The 19856-nt window shown below is 62.7% G+C and carries 17 protein-coding genes; 4 read left to right on the forward strand and 13 right to left on the reverse strand.

Annotated features, from left to right (window positions below; translation table 11 throughout):
* The first annotated feature begins 78 nt into the window (after window positions 1-78).
* Window positions 79-528: a GNAT family acetyltransferase gene (locus JFX23_RS02985; protein WP_198775649.1), complete on the forward strand. Its 450-nt coding sequence runs from the start codon at window positions 79-81 to the stop codon at window positions 526-528.
* Window positions 529-845: 317 nt separating this feature from the next.
* Here the strand turns inward: JFX23_RS02985 and upp are convergent, their stop codons facing one another.
* Window positions 846-1484, reverse strand: coding sequence for a uracil phosphoribosyltransferase (upp, locus tag JFX23_RS02990; protein ID WP_005963104.1), 639 nt, complete (start codon window positions 1482-1484; stop codon window positions 846-848).
* A 172-nt stretch (window positions 1485-1656) separates the two neighbouring features.
* Between upp and tadA the strand changes: the two genes are divergently transcribed.
* Together tadA and JFX23_RS03000 are read left to right on the forward strand one after the other, a co-directional pair.
* On the forward strand, window positions 1657-2715 hold the full coding sequence (gene tadA, locus JFX23_RS09325; RefSeq protein ID WP_233050535.1) for a tRNA adenosine(34) deaminase TadA: 1059 nt from the start codon (window positions 1657-1659) through the stop codon (window positions 2713-2715).
* 102 nt (window positions 2716-2817) lie between these two features.
* The gene (locus tag JFX23_RS03000; protein ID WP_198775650.1) at window positions 2818-3330 is read left to right on the forward strand and encodes a MogA/MoaB family molybdenum cofactor biosynthesis protein; all 513 of its coding nucleotides are present in this window, start codon (window positions 2818-2820) and stop codon (window positions 3328-3330) included.
* A gap of 244 nt (window positions 3331-3574) precedes the next feature.
* Here JFX23_RS03000 and moaC read toward each other — a convergent pair whose 3' ends face one another.
* The 11 genes from moaC to moaA all read right to left on the reverse strand — a co-directional run bounded on the left by moaC (window position 3575) and on the right by moaA (window position 17568).
* On the reverse strand, window positions 3575-4057 hold the full coding sequence (moaC, locus tag JFX23_RS03005) for a cyclic pyranopterin monophosphate synthase MoaC (RefSeq protein ID WP_233050515.1): 483 nt from the start codon (window positions 4055-4057) through the stop codon (window positions 3575-3577).
* Between the two features lie 216 nt (window positions 4058-4273).
* Window positions 4274-5668, reverse strand: coding sequence for a molybdopterin molybdotransferase MoeA (locus tag JFX23_RS03010; RefSeq protein ID WP_198775651.1), 1395 nt, complete (start codon window positions 5666-5668; stop codon window positions 4274-4276).
* Between the two features lie 50 nt (window positions 5669-5718).
* On the reverse strand, window positions 5719-6459 hold the full coding sequence (locus tag JFX23_RS03015; RefSeq protein ID WP_332874663.1) for a HesA/MoeB/ThiF family protein: 741 nt from the start codon (window positions 6457-6459) through the stop codon (window positions 5719-5721).
* Between the two features lie 44 nt (window positions 6460-6503).
* Window positions 6504-6926 carry a molybdenum cofactor biosynthesis protein MoaE gene (locus JFX23_RS03020; protein WP_198775652.1) on the reverse strand — a complete coding sequence of 141 codons (423 nt, stop codon included), beginning with the start codon at window positions 6924-6926 and terminating at the stop codon, window positions 6504-6506.
* Between the two features lie 9 nt (window positions 6927-6935).
* Entirely contained in the window at window positions 6936-7919 is a 984-nt protein-coding gene (locus tag JFX23_RS03025) for a MarR family transcriptional regulator (protein WP_198775653.1), read from the reverse strand.
* 202 nt (window positions 7920-8121) lie between these two features.
* The gene (gene narI, locus JFX23_RS03030) at window positions 8122-8895 is read right to left on the reverse strand and encodes a respiratory nitrate reductase subunit gamma (protein ID WP_416153019.1); all 774 of its coding nucleotides are present in this window, start codon (window positions 8893-8895) and stop codon (window positions 8122-8124) included.
* Between the two features lie 14 nt (window positions 8896-8909).
* A complete protein-coding gene (gene narJ / locus JFX23_RS03035) occupies window positions 8910-9590 on the reverse strand; it encodes a nitrate reductase molybdenum cofactor assembly chaperone (RefSeq protein WP_198775655.1) in 681 nt (226 codons plus the stop codon).
* The gene (gene narH / locus JFX23_RS03040) at window positions 9587-11122 is read right to left on the reverse strand and encodes a nitrate reductase subunit beta (protein ID WP_198775656.1); all 1536 of its coding nucleotides are present in this window, start codon (window positions 11120-11122) and stop codon (window positions 9587-9589) included. Before narH ends, narJ begins: the two co-directional genes overlap by 4 nt.
* Window positions 11122-14883, reverse strand: coding sequence for a nitrate reductase subunit alpha (locus JFX23_RS03045; protein ID WP_198775657.1), 3762 nt, complete (start codon window positions 14881-14883; stop codon window positions 11122-11124). Before JFX23_RS03045 ends, narH begins: the two co-directional genes overlap by 1 nt.
* Before the next feature lie 72 nt (window positions 14884-14955).
* Window positions 14956-16299: an MFS transporter gene (locus JFX23_RS03050; protein WP_198775658.1), complete on the reverse strand. Its 1344-nt coding sequence runs from the start codon at window positions 16297-16299 to the stop codon at window positions 14956-14958.
* Between the two features lie 207 nt (window positions 16300-16506).
* Window positions 16507-17568, reverse strand: coding sequence for a GTP 3',8-cyclase MoaA (gene moaA, locus JFX23_RS03055; protein WP_198775659.1), 1062 nt, complete (start codon window positions 17566-17568; stop codon window positions 16507-16509).
* Between the two features lie 58 nt (window positions 17569-17626).
* Here moaA and mobA point away from each other — a divergent pair, with 58 nt between their 5' ends.
* A complete protein-coding gene (mobA, locus tag JFX23_RS03060) occupies window positions 17627-18397 on the forward strand; it encodes a molybdenum cofactor guanylyltransferase (protein ID WP_198775660.1) in 771 nt (256 codons plus the stop codon).
* 98 nt (window positions 18398-18495) lie between these two features.
* Here mobA and JFX23_RS03065 read toward each other — a convergent pair whose 3' ends face one another.
* Window positions 18496-19740 carry an MFS transporter gene (locus JFX23_RS03065; RefSeq protein WP_233050516.1) on the reverse strand — a complete coding sequence of 415 codons (1245 nt, stop codon included), beginning with the start codon at window positions 19738-19740 and terminating at the stop codon, window positions 18496-18498.
* Between the last annotated feature and the right edge of the window lie 116 nt (window positions 19741-19856).

Below are 19856 nucleotides of genomic sequence, written 5' to 3' on the forward strand. Positions count from 1 at the left end.
CGAAGAGTATGAGCGAATGCGGCAAGGTTCAGAATGGAGCGTTGCCAGCTGGAGAGATAATCGGCGAGGAGTGTATCCGTGAAGAGTCCTCAGTTCATAGCTGGGATCGTTGAACTTAACGAGGCTGACGTTTCCGCCGCCACGCACTTGTGGGCAGAATGTGGGCTCACGGTCCCCTACAACGATCCCGAGGCAGACTTTCTTCGCGCACTTCGCGGCCCCTCCTCAACAATTCTCGGCATCCGAGCGGAGCCGGTTCCGGGTGATGCTTCAAGCGGCCTTATCGGCACCGTCATGGTGGGACACGAGGGGCACCGCGGCTGGATCTACTACCTTGCGGTGCGCCCCGAGCATCAGGGGCGCGGCCTGGGATCCGCCCTCGTCCGCGCCGCGGAGGAGTGGCTTGATGAGCGGGGAGTTCCGAAAGCGATGCTCATGGTGCGGGCCACGAATGAAGGCATTCAGAACTTCTACAGGGCTCTCGGTTATGAGACGTCGACCGTCACCGTCATGCAGAGGTGGTTGTGATTCCCCGGAGCTCAAAGTGAGTGTGCGGAGGGTAAAGCAAGAAGACGCGGCCCGCCCTCGATCATCGAGGACGGGCCCAAAGCTTCACAAAGCGCAGTAAGTACTCAGGCCACCGGAGAAGAATCTGTTCGCCTTTGTGCGCACAACTCAAGTGTGCGCGCAGAACTTGTGCGCACCACGCTCAGCTTCCTGTTCGGAAACCTCCCTTGCCCGGAAAGTTTCCCTGCGCAGAAACCTCCCCTGCACGGAAACCCTCCCGTTCGGAAAACCTTCCGCCCGGAACCCCTGTTTCTGCGCAGAATCTCAGTCGCAGAATCTCAGTCGACGATGCCGTAGAGACGATCACCCGCATCCCCGAGGCCGGGCACGATGTAGGACTTCTCATTGAGGTGGTCGTCAACGGCGGCAACAACGACATTCACATCGCCTCGATCACCGACGGCCTTCTCCAAGACGGCCAAACCCTCAGGGGCTGCGAGAAGACACACACAGGTGACGTCTTTTGCTCCGCGCTCGAAGAGGTAGTTCGTCGCCGCAACCATGGTGTGCCCGGTGGCGAGCATCGGGTCGAGAATGAAGCACTGACGCCCGGACAGGTCATCGGGAAGACGGTTCGCGTAGGTCTCGATCTCGAGGGTGTCATCGTCGCGGCGCATACCGAGGAATCCGACCTCAGCTGTCGGTAGCAGGCGGGTCATACCTTCGAGCATGCCCAGTCCGGCACGAAGAACAGGGACAACGATCGGACGAGGCTCGGAGAGTTTACGGCCAACAGTCGGGGCGACGGGGGTGTTGATCGCAGTCTCGGTGACAGACACCTGACGGGTCGCCTCGTAGGCGAGGAGGGTGACGAGCTCGTCGACGAGCTGACGGAAAGTCGCGGAGGGGGTCTGACGATCGCGGAGGACGGTGAGCTTATGGTTGATCAGCGGGTGGTCCGCAACATGAAGGTGCATGCCTTAAGGGTAGCGCGGACGGGGCACGGCAAGGACTTCCTTCGAGCCGAGTACGAACAAGGCGGACACCACCCCGGCAGCGGAAGAATCCCCTCGTTTAACGAGGACACTCAGGGGCAGCACGGGACTTCTGAGATGGTGAAGTCCGGCTACTCTTGGAGACGTGGCATCCATGGATCGTTATCGCGAGGCGATGAGTCGCGCCCTGTTCTTGGCCAACCGTGCTCGTGAGTCGGGGGACGTGCCGGTCGGCGCCGTCGTGATCGACTCGCTTGGCCGGATCGTCGGCAAGGGGTGGAATGTTCGCGAGGCCGAACACGACCCCTGCGGTCACGCGGAGATCGTGGCCCTGCGGGAGGCTGGGCGCACCCTCAATCGTTGGAACCTTGTGGGTTGCACTCTGGTCGTCACTCTTGAACCCTGCACGATGTGCGCGGGCGCTGCCATTGCCGCGCGCGTTGATCGTGTCGTTTTCGGAGCATGGGACCCGAAGGCCGGGGCCGCGGGGTCATTGCGCGACGTCCTGCATGATTCGCGTCTGAATCATCGCGTTGAGGTGATCGGCGGAATTCTCGGCACCGAGGCGACCGTCCAGTTGAAGGCATTCTTTGAAGGATGCCGTGAAACACCCGGCGAACCAACAGGTCGTGCGGCCTTGGCGGACGCTCCGGTGGTCGCGCCCAGTTTCGACGTTATCTCCTCTTGGCAAAATGGCGCCCTAGGACAGAAGGACGAGGACGAGCCCCCGACTCCTTCACATGTGCAGCGCAGCACACACGAGGATGCTGCGGATTTGCATGTTCACGGGCATAAGGAGGCCTTTCACTCCCCCGAAAGTGAAGCTGATATGCGGCCCACCCTCGAGGCCGAGGAGGAGAAGACGCAGGCCCGGCTCAAGGTAGAGGCCGAAACTCCAAGCGAACTCAAGCCTGAAGGTGCAGGCGGAAGGGGAACACAGGCAAGGTCCGCGCTTATGGTACCGAGCCTTGCGGACCACTCCTCCGAATTCGGGATTCCCGCTGACCTGGCTTCCACGCGGGTACCACCGCCATCGATTCCTGCTGATGATCCGCTCAAAACGCAGGCTGATCTTCCTCGTCTGCAGCGTCGCGTCTCACATCGAGGACAAGTCCAGTCTTTCGGCGGAGGCAGCGCGAATAGTCGGGAGGCGCGTATCGCGGCCACGGGGATTCCGGTTCGCTCGCGGCGCGGTGATGAGAGCAGGCGCTGAGGCGTGAATCGTGCATACCTCCCAGGAATGCAGTGCAGCCGAGGCGCTACGGCACATCCAAGGCGATGACGACTGCTCACAAAGCCTGCCGAACGGAGGACCATGACAGGATCACCCCCTCAATCGACGATTCCCGCGTGCGTCATCACCGTGTCCGATCGCTGTTCGCAAGGAAACGCTGAAGACCTCTCGGGCCCGCTTGCGGCTCGGCTGCTCGCCGACTACGGCATCGAAGCGAGGCTCCTCCTCGTCCCCGACGAGGTCGAGGCGATCCAGGAGGCGATTGTCTCCGCCAGCAAGGAGGGGGCTCGCCTCGTTTTCACGACAGGTGGAACGGGCCTCGCCCCCCGCGATGTCACTCCCGAAGCAACCGAAGCACTACTGAGCACGCGAATCCACGGTCTTGAAGATGCGATGCGCCGGGCCGGCGAGGGCCACGCCCCTGCGGCTGCATTGAGCCGTGGCCTCGTGGGCGTGACCTCTCGCGCTCCAGGGGGAGTGCTCGTCGTGAACGCTCCGGGTTCGAGCGGCGGGGTGAAGGATGCGGTCGGGGTGATCGGCCCCCTCGTCGCGCACATCCTCGATCAGCTCGCCGGAGGAGACCATCCCCGCTGAGGGGTGCAGACGCACAATGGCGCAGGCGCGCAGACCCACAGGCGCACAGTGACATCGTGGCGCAGGAAGCTCACCGCCTGAAATGGCCCCGTAAGACAACACTGAGGGTCCCGAACAATCCCCGAGGGGCCTCTCGCACGTGGTTAGCAGACCCCGCAGACTGATGAGAGACCCCGTAGGCCGATTGTATCCCCACTGAAGTCCCAATGGGGCCGCAAGGAGAGTCAGGTTTTCTGAGGAGAGCTCAGTCCTCGGGCCGGGTCCACTCTCCCGAACGCCCACCGGACTTCGAGGTGATCTTCGCTTCGCTGATGCGAGCGGAACGGTCAACGCCCTTCACCATGTCGATCAGCGCGAGGGCGCACACCGTCACCGAGGTCAGGGCCTCCATTTCCACGCCCGTCCGATCTGCAGTGCGCACAGTTGAACGGATCGCGACATGGTCGTCTTCGAGCTCAAGGTCGACCTCGCAGCCGTGAACACCGATCGTGTGCGCGAGGGGCAGCAGATCCGGTACTCGTTTCGCGGCCGCAATACCGGCGACACGTGCCACCGCGAGCACGTCACCCTTCGGGACGCTTCCCGTACGAAGCGCCGTCATCACAGTAGGAGAGCAGTCCACTCGCGCAATTGCGCTCGCCTGACGGATGCTCGGTGCCTTCGCGGTGACATCAACCATGTATGCGGCGCCGTCAGAGCGCAGGTGAGTGAGTGCGATATCGGACATCACATGCCTTTCTTTGAATGAGTTCACTGTGCCGCGCGGAGTTCATCGGTGAAGACGAAGAGCGCAGCGAAGAAGGGGAGAAGTTGTGGTGAGAAAAACACAGCGCCGACACGAGTGGGGACTTGTCGGTGAAGGGCCCTGAATAATCAGATTCCCAAGCGTCAAGGCTTTTCAGCTGTGCAGGCTTTCCAGGTGTGCGGGCTCGATGGGGAGCCTTCAGTGCAGGCTATTGCGCCCGAGAATTGGAATGAGCTCGAAGGTATCGCCCGCAGCGACGGATTCGTGCTCCGGGCCGATGACGGCGAGGAACTCGGCTACAGCGAGTGAAGCGGTGAGGTGCGAACCGGAGCCGAGAATATGAACGGGCTCAACGAGGATCGGTTCGCCACCACAACGATGAGCGTCACCATCAGCACGAAGAGTCTCACCCGCACGAGGGGACTTGCCAGCACGAAGAGGCTCTCCAGCAGCGGGGACAAAAGCCCCGCTGGGCTGAGCGGACGCGCACACCGCCGGGCGCACGGGCACGAATTGAGTCTTTCCCGCAGGCGAACGCCACCCCTTCGCAGCAATACCGGGCAGCATCCTGGGCGCGCTAGCTCCCGGCGCATCAGACACCCGGCCTGCGAGGCGCGCGATCAGACCAGCGACGTACACGTGGAAGGACACGAAGACGCTCACCGGATTGCCGGGTAGACACAGTACAAGCGTCGGTTTCTTGCTCGCCCCCACCGGAAGGAGCCCAACTCCCTGCGGGCCTCCCGGCTGCTGAGCGACATGATGGAAACGTCCTCGATCTGCGAGAGCACGTCGCACCACCTCGAAAGCCCCCTGGGAGACTCCACCAGCGGTAATGACAAGATCGGCTTCAGGAGCGCAATCCATGAGCCGAGTGAACTCTTCGGGATCGTCACCGCACAGGAAAGTCCCCACCACGTGCGCCCCGGCCTCGCTTGCGAGTGCCGCCATCATCAGGCCATTCGAATCGTGAATACGACCAGGGCCCAGGGGCTGGCCCGGGGCGACAAGTTCGGCGCCGGTCGCGATGACGAGGACGCGAGGGCGCGGATGAACGAGGAGACGATCCACTCCCACGGAAGCGGCAGCGGCAATCGTGCCTGCACTCAGGGGCGTGCCCGCGGGGATGACAATGTCTCCACAGTCGACACCTTCACCTTTGAAACGCACATTTGCACCGGGAACGGGGGCCTTGAGGATCTGCACCTGCTCGGGCGGGCATGACACACCGGCCTCATGGTCAGTCCATTCGACTTTCACAACGGTGTCGGCGCCCTCGGGAACGGGGGCACCGGTCATGATGCGCCACGCGGTGCCCGGCTCGAGATGGTTCTCCCTCGTATCTCCTGCGGGAATATCACCTGCGACGGGAAGAATCGTCGGCCCCTCGGCTTTGAGATCGGCTGCTCGAAGGGCGAAGCCGTCCATCGCGGAGTTCGTGAAAGCGGGGACGGGAACAAGGGCGCGAACATCGGCTGCTGCAACGGCACCAATGCACTCTTCCAAGGGAAGTTCCACGGGGTCGAGCATCGGGCAGGAGGCCTCAACGAGGGCTCGGTGCTCATCAATTGACAGCGAGGCGTGATGGCTCATGGTGGTCCCTTCCCGACGCCCCCTGGGGGCGCACACTGTGTTGAGATGGTTCAGTCGCCTGGTAGTTCAGCGAATTCTACGATCGTGGTGCGCCGCTTGAGAGCGTCGCTGACGAGGACTCTGCCCACGAGGGGGTCCCCGAAGCCTGCGATGAGCTTGACGGCTTCGCTGGCCATGATTGTTCCCGCCTCCCCGGCCACAGGCCCGAGGATCCCGACGGAAGAGGCCCTGGGCGTGGTTCCGGGCTTGGGGGGAGTCGGATGCAAAGACCTGAGGGAAGTTGGCGGGTAGGGGGCGGGGGCGGCCGACCAGAAGGAGGCGACCTGGTAGTTCATGGCGACGACGGTGCCCCATACGAGCGGGACCCCCGATTCTTTGCACCAATCGGCGATGAGGTACTTCGAGTCGAAGGTATCAGTGCAGTCGACGAGGAGGTCCCATTCGCGTCCGTGCTCATGCAAAAACTTCAGGGTGATACGCCCATAGGTCTCCACGGTGATCGAAGAGTTCAGGGCTGCGAGGCGGGTGGCAGCGGAGTGGGACTTAGCGCTGCCAATCGAGTCTTCGCAATGGATGATCTGTCGCTGCAGATTCGAAGGAGCTACGCCATCGGGATCTGCGATGCCGATTGTGCCCACTCCGGCTGCGGCCAAATAGAGCAGGACGGGCGAACCCAAGCCTCCCGCTCCGATGACGAGGACTCTGGATGCAAGGAGCCTGGCCTGCCCGGCTTCTCCGATACCGGGAACGAGCAGATTCTTCTCGTAGCGCTCCCGTTCCAAGGCAGTCACGGGCCGAGGCGGGTGTAGGAGTGGAATCTGAAGCGGGGGGAGGCTCACCGCAATCCCGACCACTCGTGGGAGCCGTCGAGACGGAACTGCTTCTTCCAGATCGGCAGGCGCACTTTCACTTCGTCAACCAGGTCTGAGCAGGTGGTGAATGCTTGGCTCCGGTGTTCGGCGGCAACGACGATCACCATGGCCTCATCGCCGATCCCAAGGGAGCCGACTCGGTGGTGAGCTTCGATATGGTGGACGCCTTCGCGCCGGGCGAAGTCCTCAACGAGTTCCTTGAGGATCTCTTCGGCCTGAGGGTGAGCAGAATAGTCGATGCCCTGCACTCCTTCGCCGTCGTCATGGTTGCGGACAACCCCGATGAAGGAGACGAAGGCTCCGCAATCGGCGCGGCGGGCTGCCTCTTCAATGGTAACAGGGTCGAGGGGAGTCTCGACGATGGATGTGCAGATCTGTGCGCTCATGGTGGTGGATCAACCTCCTGCAAAGGGTGGGAGCACATCGAGTTGCAGACCGGGACGCAAAGGAGTGTTCCGATCGGCGGGTTTACGGTTCAGCAGGAAAGTGGAGACTTCGAGGACCGGTGCAAGGGCGGGACGTGAATCGGCGAGCATCCCGAGGAGTACGCCGAGGGTTGTCGGCAGGGAAGAGGCGGGGATCTCCAACTCGTCTGCTTCGGCAGCCTCAGCTGCGCCCCCGAAGAATCGCACGAGCATCGGAGCTTCGCGTAGGGGTTTCGTGATGCGTTCACTCAGAGTGACGACCACTCTCATCGGCTGCTTGTCATCCGGCACGTAGGTCCAGGTCGCATAGTCCACAGCAGTGCGCTCCAGGATGCGTTCCACGAGGCCTCGACGCAATTCGAGGGCGAGGGGGTCGGGATCTTCCGGATGCGTGAAGGGACAGGCCGTCATGACGAGCGAGGTCGGATGCCCGTGGAGCGGTGAGGCAGCGAAACCCAGTGCCGAGAGGAACATGCGGATCTTGCCCATATGGCTGGAAAGAGTGAAGCCCTCGGGAAGACGCGTGAAATGTGAATGATCGGGGATCCCGGTGGCTTCGAGGGCATGATTAGCCCACTTACGGCCAATCAGTCGGGCAATGGCTCCGGGGTCGTCATTGGTTTCCCTGAGTACGTCGAGGATCGCGCTCGTCATCTGGTTGAGCATGAGCGCGGGGAAGGCCGGGTCCGTCGGCGTTGTTGTTGAATAGCCGAGGGCGGGGCGCCCTCGCCCCTGGGCGGGCAGCTGCTCGCGCGACACGAGGCCCATTGCCATGAGGGCATCCAGGGTCTCCCGGACGGAGGAGACGTGCAGTTCTGCTTCGGCAGCAAGATCCGAGACTGTCACGGGGGTTTCGTGCTCGGCGATCCTCTCGAGGAGGGAGTGCTGCGCGGCGGTGAGCGATGCCATCGTCGACAGGGTGTCGGCGAATGATCGGGTAGTGACACGCGTCATGGAGCCTCTTCGATTAGGGACGGACGAAATGGATTTCAGTCTGCCAGCGCCATGGGGTGAGTGACAACTGAAGGAGAGACGACTCTCCTTCCTCGCCCGCGCCCCGGCGAGGGGCACTCACCAGCCTTGATGCCTCAAAAAAGAGGAGGGACGGGCTCAGTGGAAGCGAGGAAGGAGAAGCAATCGTCCGAGTGTGTGCTGCTCACCAGCCGCGCTTGCGCCCAACGGGTTGCTTCGCGTCACGCGAGCGGTACACGACCGAGGGGCGCGTGACGTAGCCGACCGGCGCAGAAGCGACGTGCACGAGGCGCGTGAAGGGCCACACGCAGAACAGGAGCATGCCCGCGATGATGTGCATCTGGAAGCTCAGGGGCACATCAAGCATGTACTCGGGCTTGGGTGAGAGCATGAGGATCGAGCGGAACCATACGGAGATCGTCTCGCGGTAGTCGTAACCGTGACCGGAGAAGCTCGGAACAACCTGATGCATGACGGTCGCGACGATGCCCAGGGCGATCGGCAGGCACAAGAGCACGTAGGTGACGATGTCCATGCGGGTTGTCGCCAGACGCACCGACTTGACGAAGATGCGACGGTAGAGCAGACCGAGAAGGCCAATGACCGTGACGAGGCCCGCGATGCTACCGCCCACGGTCGCCCCCATGTGGTACATCTCCTCGGAGACGCCCACGGCCTCAGTCAAGGCCTTCGGGACGAAGAGGCCACCGACGTGGCCGAGTCCGACGAACAGGATGCCGAAGTGGAACATGGGGGAGGACCAGCGCAGAATCGCGGACTCGTTCCAGTTCGAGGAGCGGGAGGTCCAGCCGTACTGGTCGGTCTTGTAGCGCCAGATGAGGCCGACGACAAGGAGGACGATCGCGAGGTAGGGCAGGACGACCCAGGCGAGCGTGCCGAACACGCCGACACTCCGGCCCGCCTCAGCGCCGTTTTCCAGCACGAGCACGCGGCTCATGAAATCCATGTGAGTCACCTTTCCGAGACGAGGAGCGGGGAAGGAGTGGACGTAAGATCACCGATCCCGACGAGTTCAGTCGGGGGACCTTGCGAGATGAGCCGCTGATAGGCGGCTACGACCTCGGGGGTCGCTTCGGGAAGAGTCAGGACGAGGGCTTCGAGGAGCTCCGCCCAGGGGGACGCATAGGAACGCAGGGCTGAACGGACCACTTCAATGCCTTCCCGGTTCGCCTCGAGAAGATTCTCGGCGACACCGGAATCATCAAGGGCTGCGAACTCAAGGAGGAGAGGCAGGTGATCGGGGAGTTCTTCGCGTTCCACCTCGAAGCCGGAGCGTTTGAGCGCTTCTTTGAAACCGATGATCGCTTGGCCTCGCGACCTCGTGTCCCCATGGGTGTAGTAGGTCAGGCCGAGGGCGCAGCGGCGCCTCTGATCGAAGGTCTCCACATAGGCGATTTCGAGTTCGCGCAGGCTCATGCTCTCTGCCGCGTCGCAAAACGCGCGCAGACGCTCGGCGACGGGGAGGGGAAGACCATCAAGTCCGGCGCGCACCGTAGCGAGCTCCTCAGCAGTCTTCTCGTCTGGATAGTCGAGAAGGAGCGAGCACGCCATGCGGACGAAGCGCTTCTGCTCGTCGCTCACCGGCTCCAGCGCAGGGCTGGGGAGGCGGGGCTGGCCGATGAGGGTACTCATTTCAGTACCTCAAGGGGGAGCATAGTGCGGCCCTCGGGGGTTGAGCCGCCCTTCGGGGTGGACATCCCGTGGAAGGCCTCCACATCGTAGGACACGGGGCAATCCTCGAGTCCGGCGATCCCTCGGGGAAGCTCAGGCGAGGTGGTGGGCACGACGTAGCGGTCGTCGTACTTCGCGATCGCGAGCATCCGGTACATCTCCTGGAGCTGCACGCCGGTCATGCCCACGGCAGCTGCGATCTGCTCATTGCCCTCTTCACCGTTGTGAATGTCGCGCATGTAGGAGCGCATCGCACCGAGTCGACGCAGCGCCAACTCGACCGGCTTCGTGTTGCCGGCGGTGAACAGGCCCGCGAGGTATTCGAGAGGAATACGCATCTTCGCGATCGCAGAGAGCAAGATCTTGTGGTCCTCACCGTCTGAACCGGAGGCGGTCACCTGGTCAACGACCGGGGACAGCGGTGGCACGTACCAAACCATCGGCAGGGTGCGGAACTCGGGGTGGAGCGGCAGAGCCAGAGCATAGGTGTGGATGAGTGTGTAGACCGGCGACTGCTGGGCGGCCTCGATCCACGAATGCGGGACGCCGTTCGCCTTCGCCGCCTCCACGACCTCCGGGTCGAAGGGGTCGAGGAGGATCGAACGCTGAGCCTCGTACAGGTCCCCCTCGTTCTCGGTGGCCGCGGCCTCGGACACGCGATCCGCGTCGTAGAGGAGCACCCCGAGGTAGCGGAGACGACCCACGCAAGTTTCGGAGCAGACCGTGGGCAGGCCCGCCTCGAGGCGCGGATAGCACAGGGTGCATTTCTCAGCTTTGCCGGTCTTGTGGTTGAAGTAGACCTTCTTGTAGGGGCAGGCCGAGACGCACATGCGCCAGCCTCGGCACTTGTCCTGGTCGACGAGGACGATGCCGTCCTCGGTGCGCTTGTACATCGCGCCGGAAGGGCAGGCCGAAACACACGCCGGGTTGAGGCAGTGCTCGCAGATGCGCGGCAGATAGAACATGTAGGCGTCTTCGATGGTCTTCGAAACCTGCAGGTTCATCTGCTTGAGGACGGGGTCTGAGTCGAGGGTCTCCATCGAACCGCCCAGATCATCATCCCAGTTCGGACCCCAGTTGACCGTGCCCATCTCCTCGCCGGTGATCTGAGAGACCGGGGGGACGGAGGGCACGGACTTCTGGTTCGCGGGGGTACGCAAAAGCTTGTCGTACTCGTAGGTCCAGGGCTCGTAGTAGTCGTCCTGGGTCGGCATCGTCGGATTGTGGAAGATCTTCGCGAGGGTCGCGAGTCGCCCACCCTGTTCGAGGACGAGCTTGCCCTGCTTCGTTCGACGCCAACCGCCCCGCCACTTGTCCTGGTCGGACCATCCGCGCGGGTAGCCGACACCGGGGCGGGTCTCGACATTGTTGAACCACATGTACTCGGTGCCCTCGCGGTTCGTCCACGCCTGCTTGCAGGTGACCGAACAGGTGTGACAGCCGATGCACTTATCGAGGTTCATCACCATCGCGATCTGTGCCATGACCTTCATCAGTACTGCACCTCCTGATTGCGGCGGCGGATCACGGTGACCTCGTCGCGCTGATTGCCCGTCGGGCCGTAGTAGTTGAACGCGAAGGAGATCTGGCCGTAACCGCCGGCCATGTGGGTCGGCTTGATCGCGATACGCGTGAGCGAATTGTGGATGCCCCCGCGCTTGCCGGTGCGCTCCGTCAAAGGAGTGCCGACCATGCGCTCTTGGGCGTGGTGCATGAACACCGTGCCCTCGGGAATGCGGTGGGAGACGACTGCACGGGCCGAGACAATGCCGTTGCGGTTGTAGGCCTCCACCCATTCGTTGTCCTTCACACCGATCTTCTCGGCGTCCTGCGGGCTCATCCAGATGGTCTGGCCCGCCCTGCCGAGCGTCAGCATGTAGGGGTTGTCGAAGTACTGCGAGTGGATCGACCACTTGTTGTGGATCGTCAGGTAGCGGACCGCGACCTCGGCCGTGCCCTCTTGCGAAGTGCCGACGTGGCCGACGGGCTTCTCGCCGTACATGTGCGCCATGTCGAGCGGAGGACGGAACACGGGTAGGGACTCGCCGAGGTTTTGGATCCAGTCGTGATCGATGTAGAACTGCGGGCGACCCGTGAGGGTGTGCCAGGGGCGGGACTGCTCAATGTTCTGACAGAAGGCCGAGTAGCGCCGCCCGCCGGTTTCTGAGCCCGTCCACTCCGGGGAGGTGATGACCGAGCGGGGCTGGATCGTCGTGTCCGCGAAGGTGATGCGCTTCTCCTCATCTCCTTCGGCGAGCTGGGCCATCTTGGTGCCCGTGCGCTTCTCGAGGTCTTTGAAGCCCGTGTAGGCGAGACGACCGTTCGTCGTACCCGAGAACATGAGGATCATGTCGGCGGCCTTCACCGCAGAGTCCAGGAGGGCCGAACCCTCACCGGGAAGCCCGTCCATGGGTGCGCGGCCGTTGAGATCACCGAGCTTCTCGACCTCAATGGCCGGGTCGAAGGAAACGCCCTTTTGGACGAGTCCCGCCTTCTTCGCGAGCGGGCCGAGGCGTTCGAACTTCGTGCCGATCATCGTGTAATCGCGTTCGATCGGGATGATCTTCGGCATGTCCACGCCCGGATGCCATCCCTTGCGCTCGGGCACCATGCCGTTCTTCAGGGTGTATTCGTCGGGGGTGTCGTGGAACAGCGGGATCGACATGACGTCGAGCTGTGTGCCGAGATGATCCTTCGCGAAGCGCGAGAACACCTTCGCCAGGCTGCGGTAGATCTCGAAGTCCGTCCTCGCCTCCCACGGCGGTTTGACCGCGGCGTTGAAAGAGTGGACGTAGGGGTGCATGTCCGTGGAGGACAGGTCTTCCTTCTCGTACCAGGTCGCCGCGGGAAGGACGATATCGGAGTGCAGCGTGGTCGAGGTGTTGCGGAAGTCCGCGACCCACATGAGGTCGAGCTTGCCTTCAGCCGCTTCATCCCTCCACTCGATCGAGTGCGGGCGCGCGTCCTCGGGCAGTTCTTCCGCGTTGACGGAGTTTTCAGCGCCGAGCATGTGCTTGAGGAAGAACTCGGTGCCCTTCGCGGAAGAGCCCAGGAGGTTCGTCCTCCAGTTCGCGAGGATGCGTGGGAAATTCTCGGGCGAATCGGGGTTCGTCACGGCGAACTTCAAACGTCCTTCGTTGAGTTCTTGGGCGACGTAGTCGGCGGGAGCCATTCCCGCTTCCTTCGCCTGGCGTCCGAGTTCGAGCGGTGAACGATCATAGGCGGGGAAGGAGGGCATCCATCCGCGCTGTGCGGCCTCGACGAGGGTGTCCGCGATCGTCATGCCTTCGAGTTTGCCGGCGCCAAGGGGATGAGCCATAGCGTCGGCGCGGGCGCCGTCGTAGCGCCACTGGCTCGTCGTCATGTAGTACCAGCCGGTCGAGATCATCTGACGCGGCGGCCGCTGCCAGTCGAGGGCGAGGGCGTACTGCTGCCAGCCGGTGATCGGGCGGACCTTCTCCTGGCCGACGTAGTGGGCCCAGCCGCCGCCATTGCGGCCCTCGCAGGCGCAGATCGTCGTGAGGGTGAGGAATCCGCGGTACATGAGGTCGGAGTGGAAGTAGTGGTTCGTACCCGCGCCCATGAGGATCATGGAGCGGCCCTCGGAAGCGAGGGCATTGAGTGCGAATTCACGTCCGATCTTCTCGCATGCTGCAGCGGGAACCCCGGTGATGGTCTCCTGCCAGGCGGGGGTCGCCGGGCAACTCGGATCGTCGTAGCCGCTGGGCCACTGTCCGGGAAGGCCATCGCGTTCGACGGCGTGCTGGGCGAGCATGAGGTCGAAGACGGTCGTGACGAGACGGCCATTGACTCGACGGGCGGGAACGCCGCGGCGCACGACGCCGGCGCCCACGGACTCGGTGCCTTGCGAGGAAGGCAGGTCGAAACGGTTGAGGAGGACCTCAACGGGCTCCCACTCGTTCGTGTCCATTATGGACAGGACCGGTTCGACGCCCTCAAGCTTGAGGTTCCACTTGCCCGCTCCCTCTTCACCGTAGTGGTCGGCGAGGGTTCCGCCCGGATCCTTCACGGTGCCATCGGCCTCGATGACGAGGGGACGGTGCTCATTGTGCTCGCTCCTCTCGGTCGTGCCCTCGGGCATCATGGAGGCCGTGAGGAACTTGCCGGGAGCGTAGGAGGAGGTGAGGCCTTCGGCTCCGACGACGCCTTCGAGGGATTTCGCGTCGACCTCGTCGAGGGTGACGAGGAAGGGGGAGTCCGAGTATCGCTTCACGTAGTCGGCGAAGAACTCCTCACGCTTATCGACGTAGAACTCCTTGAAGACGACATGCGCCATGCCTTCGGCGAGGGCGGCGTCGGTGCCGGGGTGGACACGCAGCCACTCGTCGGAGAACTTCGTGTTCTCCGCATAGTCGGGGGAGACGACGATGACTTTCTGGCCATGGTAGCGGGCCTCGGTCATGAAGTGGGCGTCGGGGGTGCGGGTCAGGGGCAGGTTCGTGCCCCACATGATGAGGTACTGGGCGTTGTACCAGTCGCCCGCTTCGGAGACGTCGGTCTGGTCGCCGAAGACTTGGGGCGAGGCCGGGGGAAGGTCGGCGTACCAGTCGTAGAAGGAGAGCATCGTTCCACCGATGAGCTGGTGGAATCGGGCGCCCGCACCATAGGACACCATCGACATAGCGGGGATGACGGTGAAGCCCGCGCAGCGGTCGGGTCCCCAGGTCTTGACGGTCCACACGTAGGCGGAGGCCATCATCTCAATGGCTTCTTCCCAGGAGACTCGGACCATTCCGCCGCGGCCTCGCTGGGATTTGTAGGCCTTCGCTTTCTTCGGATCGGAGACGATATCACCCCAGGCGAGTACCGGGTCACCCAGGCGCGCCTTCGCTTCGCGGAACATATCGACGAGGACGCCGCGCGCATAGGGGTACTTGATGCGGGTCGGGGAGTACTCGTACCAGGAGAAGGCCGCGCCGCGCGGGCAGCCGCGAGGCTCGTAGTCGGGCATATTCGGTCCGGTCGAAGGGTAGTCGGTCGCCTGGGATTCCCAGGTGATGACGCCGTCTTTGACGTAGACCTTCCACGAGCATGAGCCCGTGCAGTTCACGCCGTGGGTGGATCGGACGACCTTGTCGTAGTGGTGGCGTTGGCGGTAGAACTCGTCGGCTTCGCGCCCGCCTTCGAGGAAGAGCTGGCGGGCGTCTGTACTCGCGGTGCCGCGTCGCAGCCACGAGCCCATCGCGAAGAGGGCTGCGCCCGTCGCCTTCGGGGAGGGGGTGGTGGAGGTCATCGGGACTCCTGTGGGTTGGTCTGAGGGGCTGTGGCGAGTCGTGGGGCCGATTGGAGAGGCGGCCCGACGAGATCAGCCGGGGAAGGGGGCACCGGGGCGGGCGTAGCGCATCCAGCACAGGACGGCGCACAGGACGCAGTAGCTGGCCGCGACGAAGTAGAAGACGTGGGCAGGCATGAGGGTCAGGGCGACGCCGACGAGGAAGGGGCCGAGGGCGGCAACTGCACCGGTGAAGCCCTGGGCGCCTCCGGCTTGACGTTTCGGCATGATCATCGGCATCTGCTTGAAGGTCGAGGCGTTTCCGACGCCCGCGAAGAAGAACATGGCGAGCATGCCCATGAGGAAGGGTGTGAAGTCGGAGGGGTCATCCGTCGTCATGAGAACCCATCCGCACCATGAGAGTGTGAGCGCCATTCCGATGGCGGAGACGAAGGTCCAGATCGCGCCACCGAACTTGTCGCACAGGGGCCCCCAGGCGAAGCGCAGGACCGCGCCGATGAGGGTGCCGAGGAAGGCGTAGGACAGGCCGACGGGCAGGGTATCGGGGTTGAAGGATTCGGCCAGGGGTGAGAGCTTGCCGAAGTTGTTGTTGATGATGAGGGCCGTTTGGGCGCCGAAACCGGAGAAGAGACCGAAGGTCATGATGTACAAGACGGTCATGTACCAGGTGTTCGGATTGCCGAAGATGTCGAGCTGCTCTTTGACATTCGCCTTGAGGGGAACGTCCTTGAGGAAGAGGAAGGCGAGGAGCGCGGCGAGCAGCGACCAGGGGATGAAGAAAATGACAGCGTTGACGACGACGGGGGGATTCGCGGCGGCCTTGGGCGCGATCCAGGTGACTCCGAAGAGGCTCATGCTCATGAGGAAGGGGGCACTGAGCTGAATGACGGACATACCGAGGTTGCCGAGGCCTCCTTGCAGGCCAAGGGCGGTTCCCTGGAGGCGCTTGGGGAAGAAGAAACCGGTGGAGGGCATGTAACCGGAGAAGGTCGCCGCTCCGATGCCGCAGGCGAAGGAGAGCAGCAGGAGGAGCGCGAAAGAGGTATTGGGATTTTGAACTGCGAAGAACCAGCCGATCATCGGCAGGACGTAGAGCAGGGACGACCAGTAGACCATCTTGCGGGTGCCGATGGTGGCGGGCAGGAACATGTAGACCATGCGCAAGGCTGCGCAGGACAGGCCGGGCATGGAGGTGAGCCAGTAGAGCTGGGTCTTGGAGAGTTCAAAGCCCAAGTCGTTGAGCTTCGGGGCGATTGCGTTGGGGAGGAACCAGACAGCAAAGCCGAGGATGAGGGAGAAGGTCGTGATCGCAAGGGTTCTCCATGCGATCTGGGAACTCCAGTGCTCGGCTTCTTCGGGATTCCATCCCTCTAGGACTCGGCCCTGCCATTGTGGGGATGCGGTCGTTGTGCTCATGGTTCCTCCCGATGGTGTTCGAGGGTGGATCGTGCGTGGTTTTAGAGGGAGGGTATCAGTAAAAATAACTGCTTCGCGCAATTTTGACGGGTGCGCAAATGTTCGATAAAAGCGCAGGTCAAAGACTGTTTTAAAAGGAGGATGTGCGGAGGGTGGAGGACGAGCAGGGAATGAGGGGGGCGAATTACGCGAAAAGGGGCATGCGAATTACCCGCCGATTGCGGACATCGTCCGCGAAGGGATGGCAAAAGCATCCGTGTCGAGGCCGTGGGCGAGGGGCTTGACCCACATCGCCTCACACCACGCCTCGCCAATCTGCTCATCCGTAGCGCCCGAACGAAGCAGTGTGCGCAAATCTTTTTCCTCAGTCGAAAACAGGCAGGAACGGATCATCCCATCACTCGTGAGGCGAGTACGATCGCAGGCCTGACAGAAGGGTTCCGACACGGAGGCGATGATGCCGACAAGGCGTTGAGGATCACCATCCACCGACCATGAGCGGGTGGGCGAATGAAGGTCAACTCTGTCAAGGGGGGAGAGGATATGGCGGGTCGAAAGGAGATGGAGGATATCGTTGCGGGTGAGGATCTTTTGACGATCCCATGTGCTCGGCGGACCGATCGGCATCTGCTCAATGATCCTCAACTCGATCCCGCGCTCAAGGCAAAAATCGAGCAGATCAGGCAGGTCGGCGTCGTTGATGCCGCGCAGAACGACCGCGTTGACCTTGATCGGACGCAATCCCGCCTTGGCGGCTGCATCAAGCCCTTTGAGGACATCACGGAGCCGATCGCGGCGAGTGATTTGCGCGTAATGCTGCGGATCGAGGGTGTCGAGCGAGACATTGACGCGGTCCAGGCCCGCTTTCGCCAATGAGTGTGCACGCTTATCGAGGCCAAGAGCATTCGTCGTCAAAGCGATGCCGGGACGACGTCCTTCGTCTGTGGTGAGTGAAGCGCAGTGGGCGATGATGTCCTCAAGGCCCCGGCGTAAAAGAGGCTCACCCCCGGTGAAGCGCAGATCGCGAATCCCTAGGAGCTCCACCCCGATGCGCGCAAGGCGAACCACCTCTTCATCGTTGAGGGTGTCCTCGGTGGGAAGCCATTCGAGGCCCTCGGGGGGCATGCAGTATGAGCAGCGAAGATTACAGCGATCAGTCAGAGAGATTCGCAGATCGCGGGCGATGCGACCGAAACGATCAACGAGTCGCGTAGGCACCGCCTCCTTAACGGCGGAAGGGGGCGCGATACGGACAGAAGGGATGGTCATATCCTCTATATTACTAGGGAAAAATCCAGTGAATATCTGGCGGATAGGAAGAGGGGACATGGGCGAGAGGGACACGGACGCTGCAGCGCGTATTGGAGCCCTCATCATTGCAGGCGGAAAGGGAAAACGTCTCGGAGGCGCATCCAAATCAGACCTTGAGCTCGGGGGCCGCCTGCTCGACCGAGTTCTGGATTCCCTCTCGCCTTTGACCTCCTGGGGAAGAGTCGTCATCGCTCCTGACTCCGTGGCCGTGCCTGCGGGCACCCTGCGCACAATGGAAGATCCTCCAGGAGGAGGGCCACTGGCAGGACTAGAAGCAGGTCTTCACGCACTCCTCGCCGCTGAGAAGACCGAAGGGGGCAGCAGGGGAGTCCTCCTCGTCTTCTCAGTCGATTCTCCCGGAGTGGCAAGCCTTGCGCCCCGACTCCTTCGCGCTCTCGATTCAGATCCCGAAGCTGAAGGGGCTGTCATCCTCGGCGGACAAGCCCGGGCCTTTCGCCAGTACCTCCAAGGCGCCTATAGAGTGGGTCCCCTTCTTCGAGCTCTTGACAAGGGGCGGGGCTCTTCTTCTTCGCTCCACGACCGTTCGGTGCGCTCCGTGCTTTCGCGCATGAAGCTCGTCGAGGTCGAAGCGGGGCCAGAGTGCCGCGACCTCGATACCCCTGAAGACCTCGCCTGGTGGCGCGAGCGCTTAGGTGAAAGGACGCTTCGTGAAGTGACGAGTCGCGGCGAATCCGGGGATGGCGAAAATATGAGCGCCTACCCCGCTGTGAATAGGGATGCGGTGGCAGGCGGCTCATTGCCCTCAGACAGCGAACTCCCACAATAGGAATCGCCCACCCAATGCGTAGAGCAAAGGGTGGGCGACAAGCATCCGACGCAACATCGGGAGGTCCTCGATAATCGGACGCCCCGATGCTTGCAGGATCAGCGTGCCTTGTGCGGCACTTCGATGTGATCGGCCTCTGGCGCCATGCGCTTCATCTTCTGGATGACCAGGTGCATCCAGATGAGGGTTGCACCGGTGATGATCGTCATGAGGATGAAGGGTGTCGAGATCAGACCTGTCCACTTCTGGACGTAGGCGAACAGCGGGGGCAGGAAGAAGCCGCCAAGGCCGCCGAGCATTCCGACGAGGCCGCCGACCGAGCCGACGTGGTCGGGGAAGTAGGTGGGGATGTGCTTGTAGACGGCGGCCTTGCCAATGCCCATCGAGCAGCCGATGAGGAAGATGATGAAGACGACGAGCCAGATTGGCAGACCGAAGGCCTGACCGGTTTCGGCGTTGACGCCCGAAGGGATCATGAGGATCGTGAAGAAGGCGCCGATCGTCACGAAGGTGATGTACATCGCGACGCGGGCTCCCCACTTATCGGAGACCCACCCGCCGAAGGGGCGCAGCAAGGATGCGGGGAAGATGAAGGTCGCGGTCAACAGGCCCGCACTCGCCAGGGAGACGCCGAAATTATCGACGTAGAACGTCGGAAGGATCGCGGAGAAGGCCACGTAAGCGCCGAAGACGATGACGTAGTAGAGGCTGAACCGCCACACGCGGATGTCCTTGAGCGGTTCGAGCATCGTCGAAAGCTTGACGGAAGCTGCGGGCTTGCGGTCCTGAGCAGGAGTGATGAACCACTGGAGGATGACGAAGATGATGAGGAGAGTCGCGTAGACGACGGGGATGAGACGCCAACCGCCCTGGATTCCCAGGATGTAGGTGGAGCCGGCGGTGGCTGCGATGATCCCCGGTCCGATGAGCTTGGTGACCGAAGCTCCGACGTTGCCCGCCCCGAAAACGCCAAGAGCGAAGCCCTTACGACGGTCGGAGAACCACGCGGAGTTCCAGGCGACGCCCGAGGAGAAAGAGTTACCGACGATGCCGACGCAGAAGGCGAGGACGAGGAGCATCGCGTAGTTGTCGGTCGGAACGAGGGAGACGCCGATGGAGGCGATGGCGCCGAGGATCATCATGACGGTCATGACGATCTTCCCGCCGAAACGGTCGGCGAGGATACCGGAGGGGAGGCGCCACATGGATCCGTTGAGGACGGCGACTGCACTGATCCAGGAGAGTTGAACGGCGTCGAGGCCGAACTCCTTCTGGATCGGCTTGCCGAGGATACCGAACATCAACCACACCGCAAACATCAGGGTGAAGGAGATGGTGGACATGGTGAGGACCCGATTGGCCCCCGGGGCTTCGCGATGCGAAGTGCTGTGTGATGACACGGCTCTGCCTTCGGTCGAGGACTTGATGGTGACGGTTGAGCCTAACTCCTTTCGCCCTT

Source organism: Schaalia cardiffensis (assembly GCF_016405145.1).
GTDB lineage: Bacteria > Actinomycetota > Actinomycetes > Actinomycetales > Actinomycetaceae > Pauljensenia > Pauljensenia cardiffensis.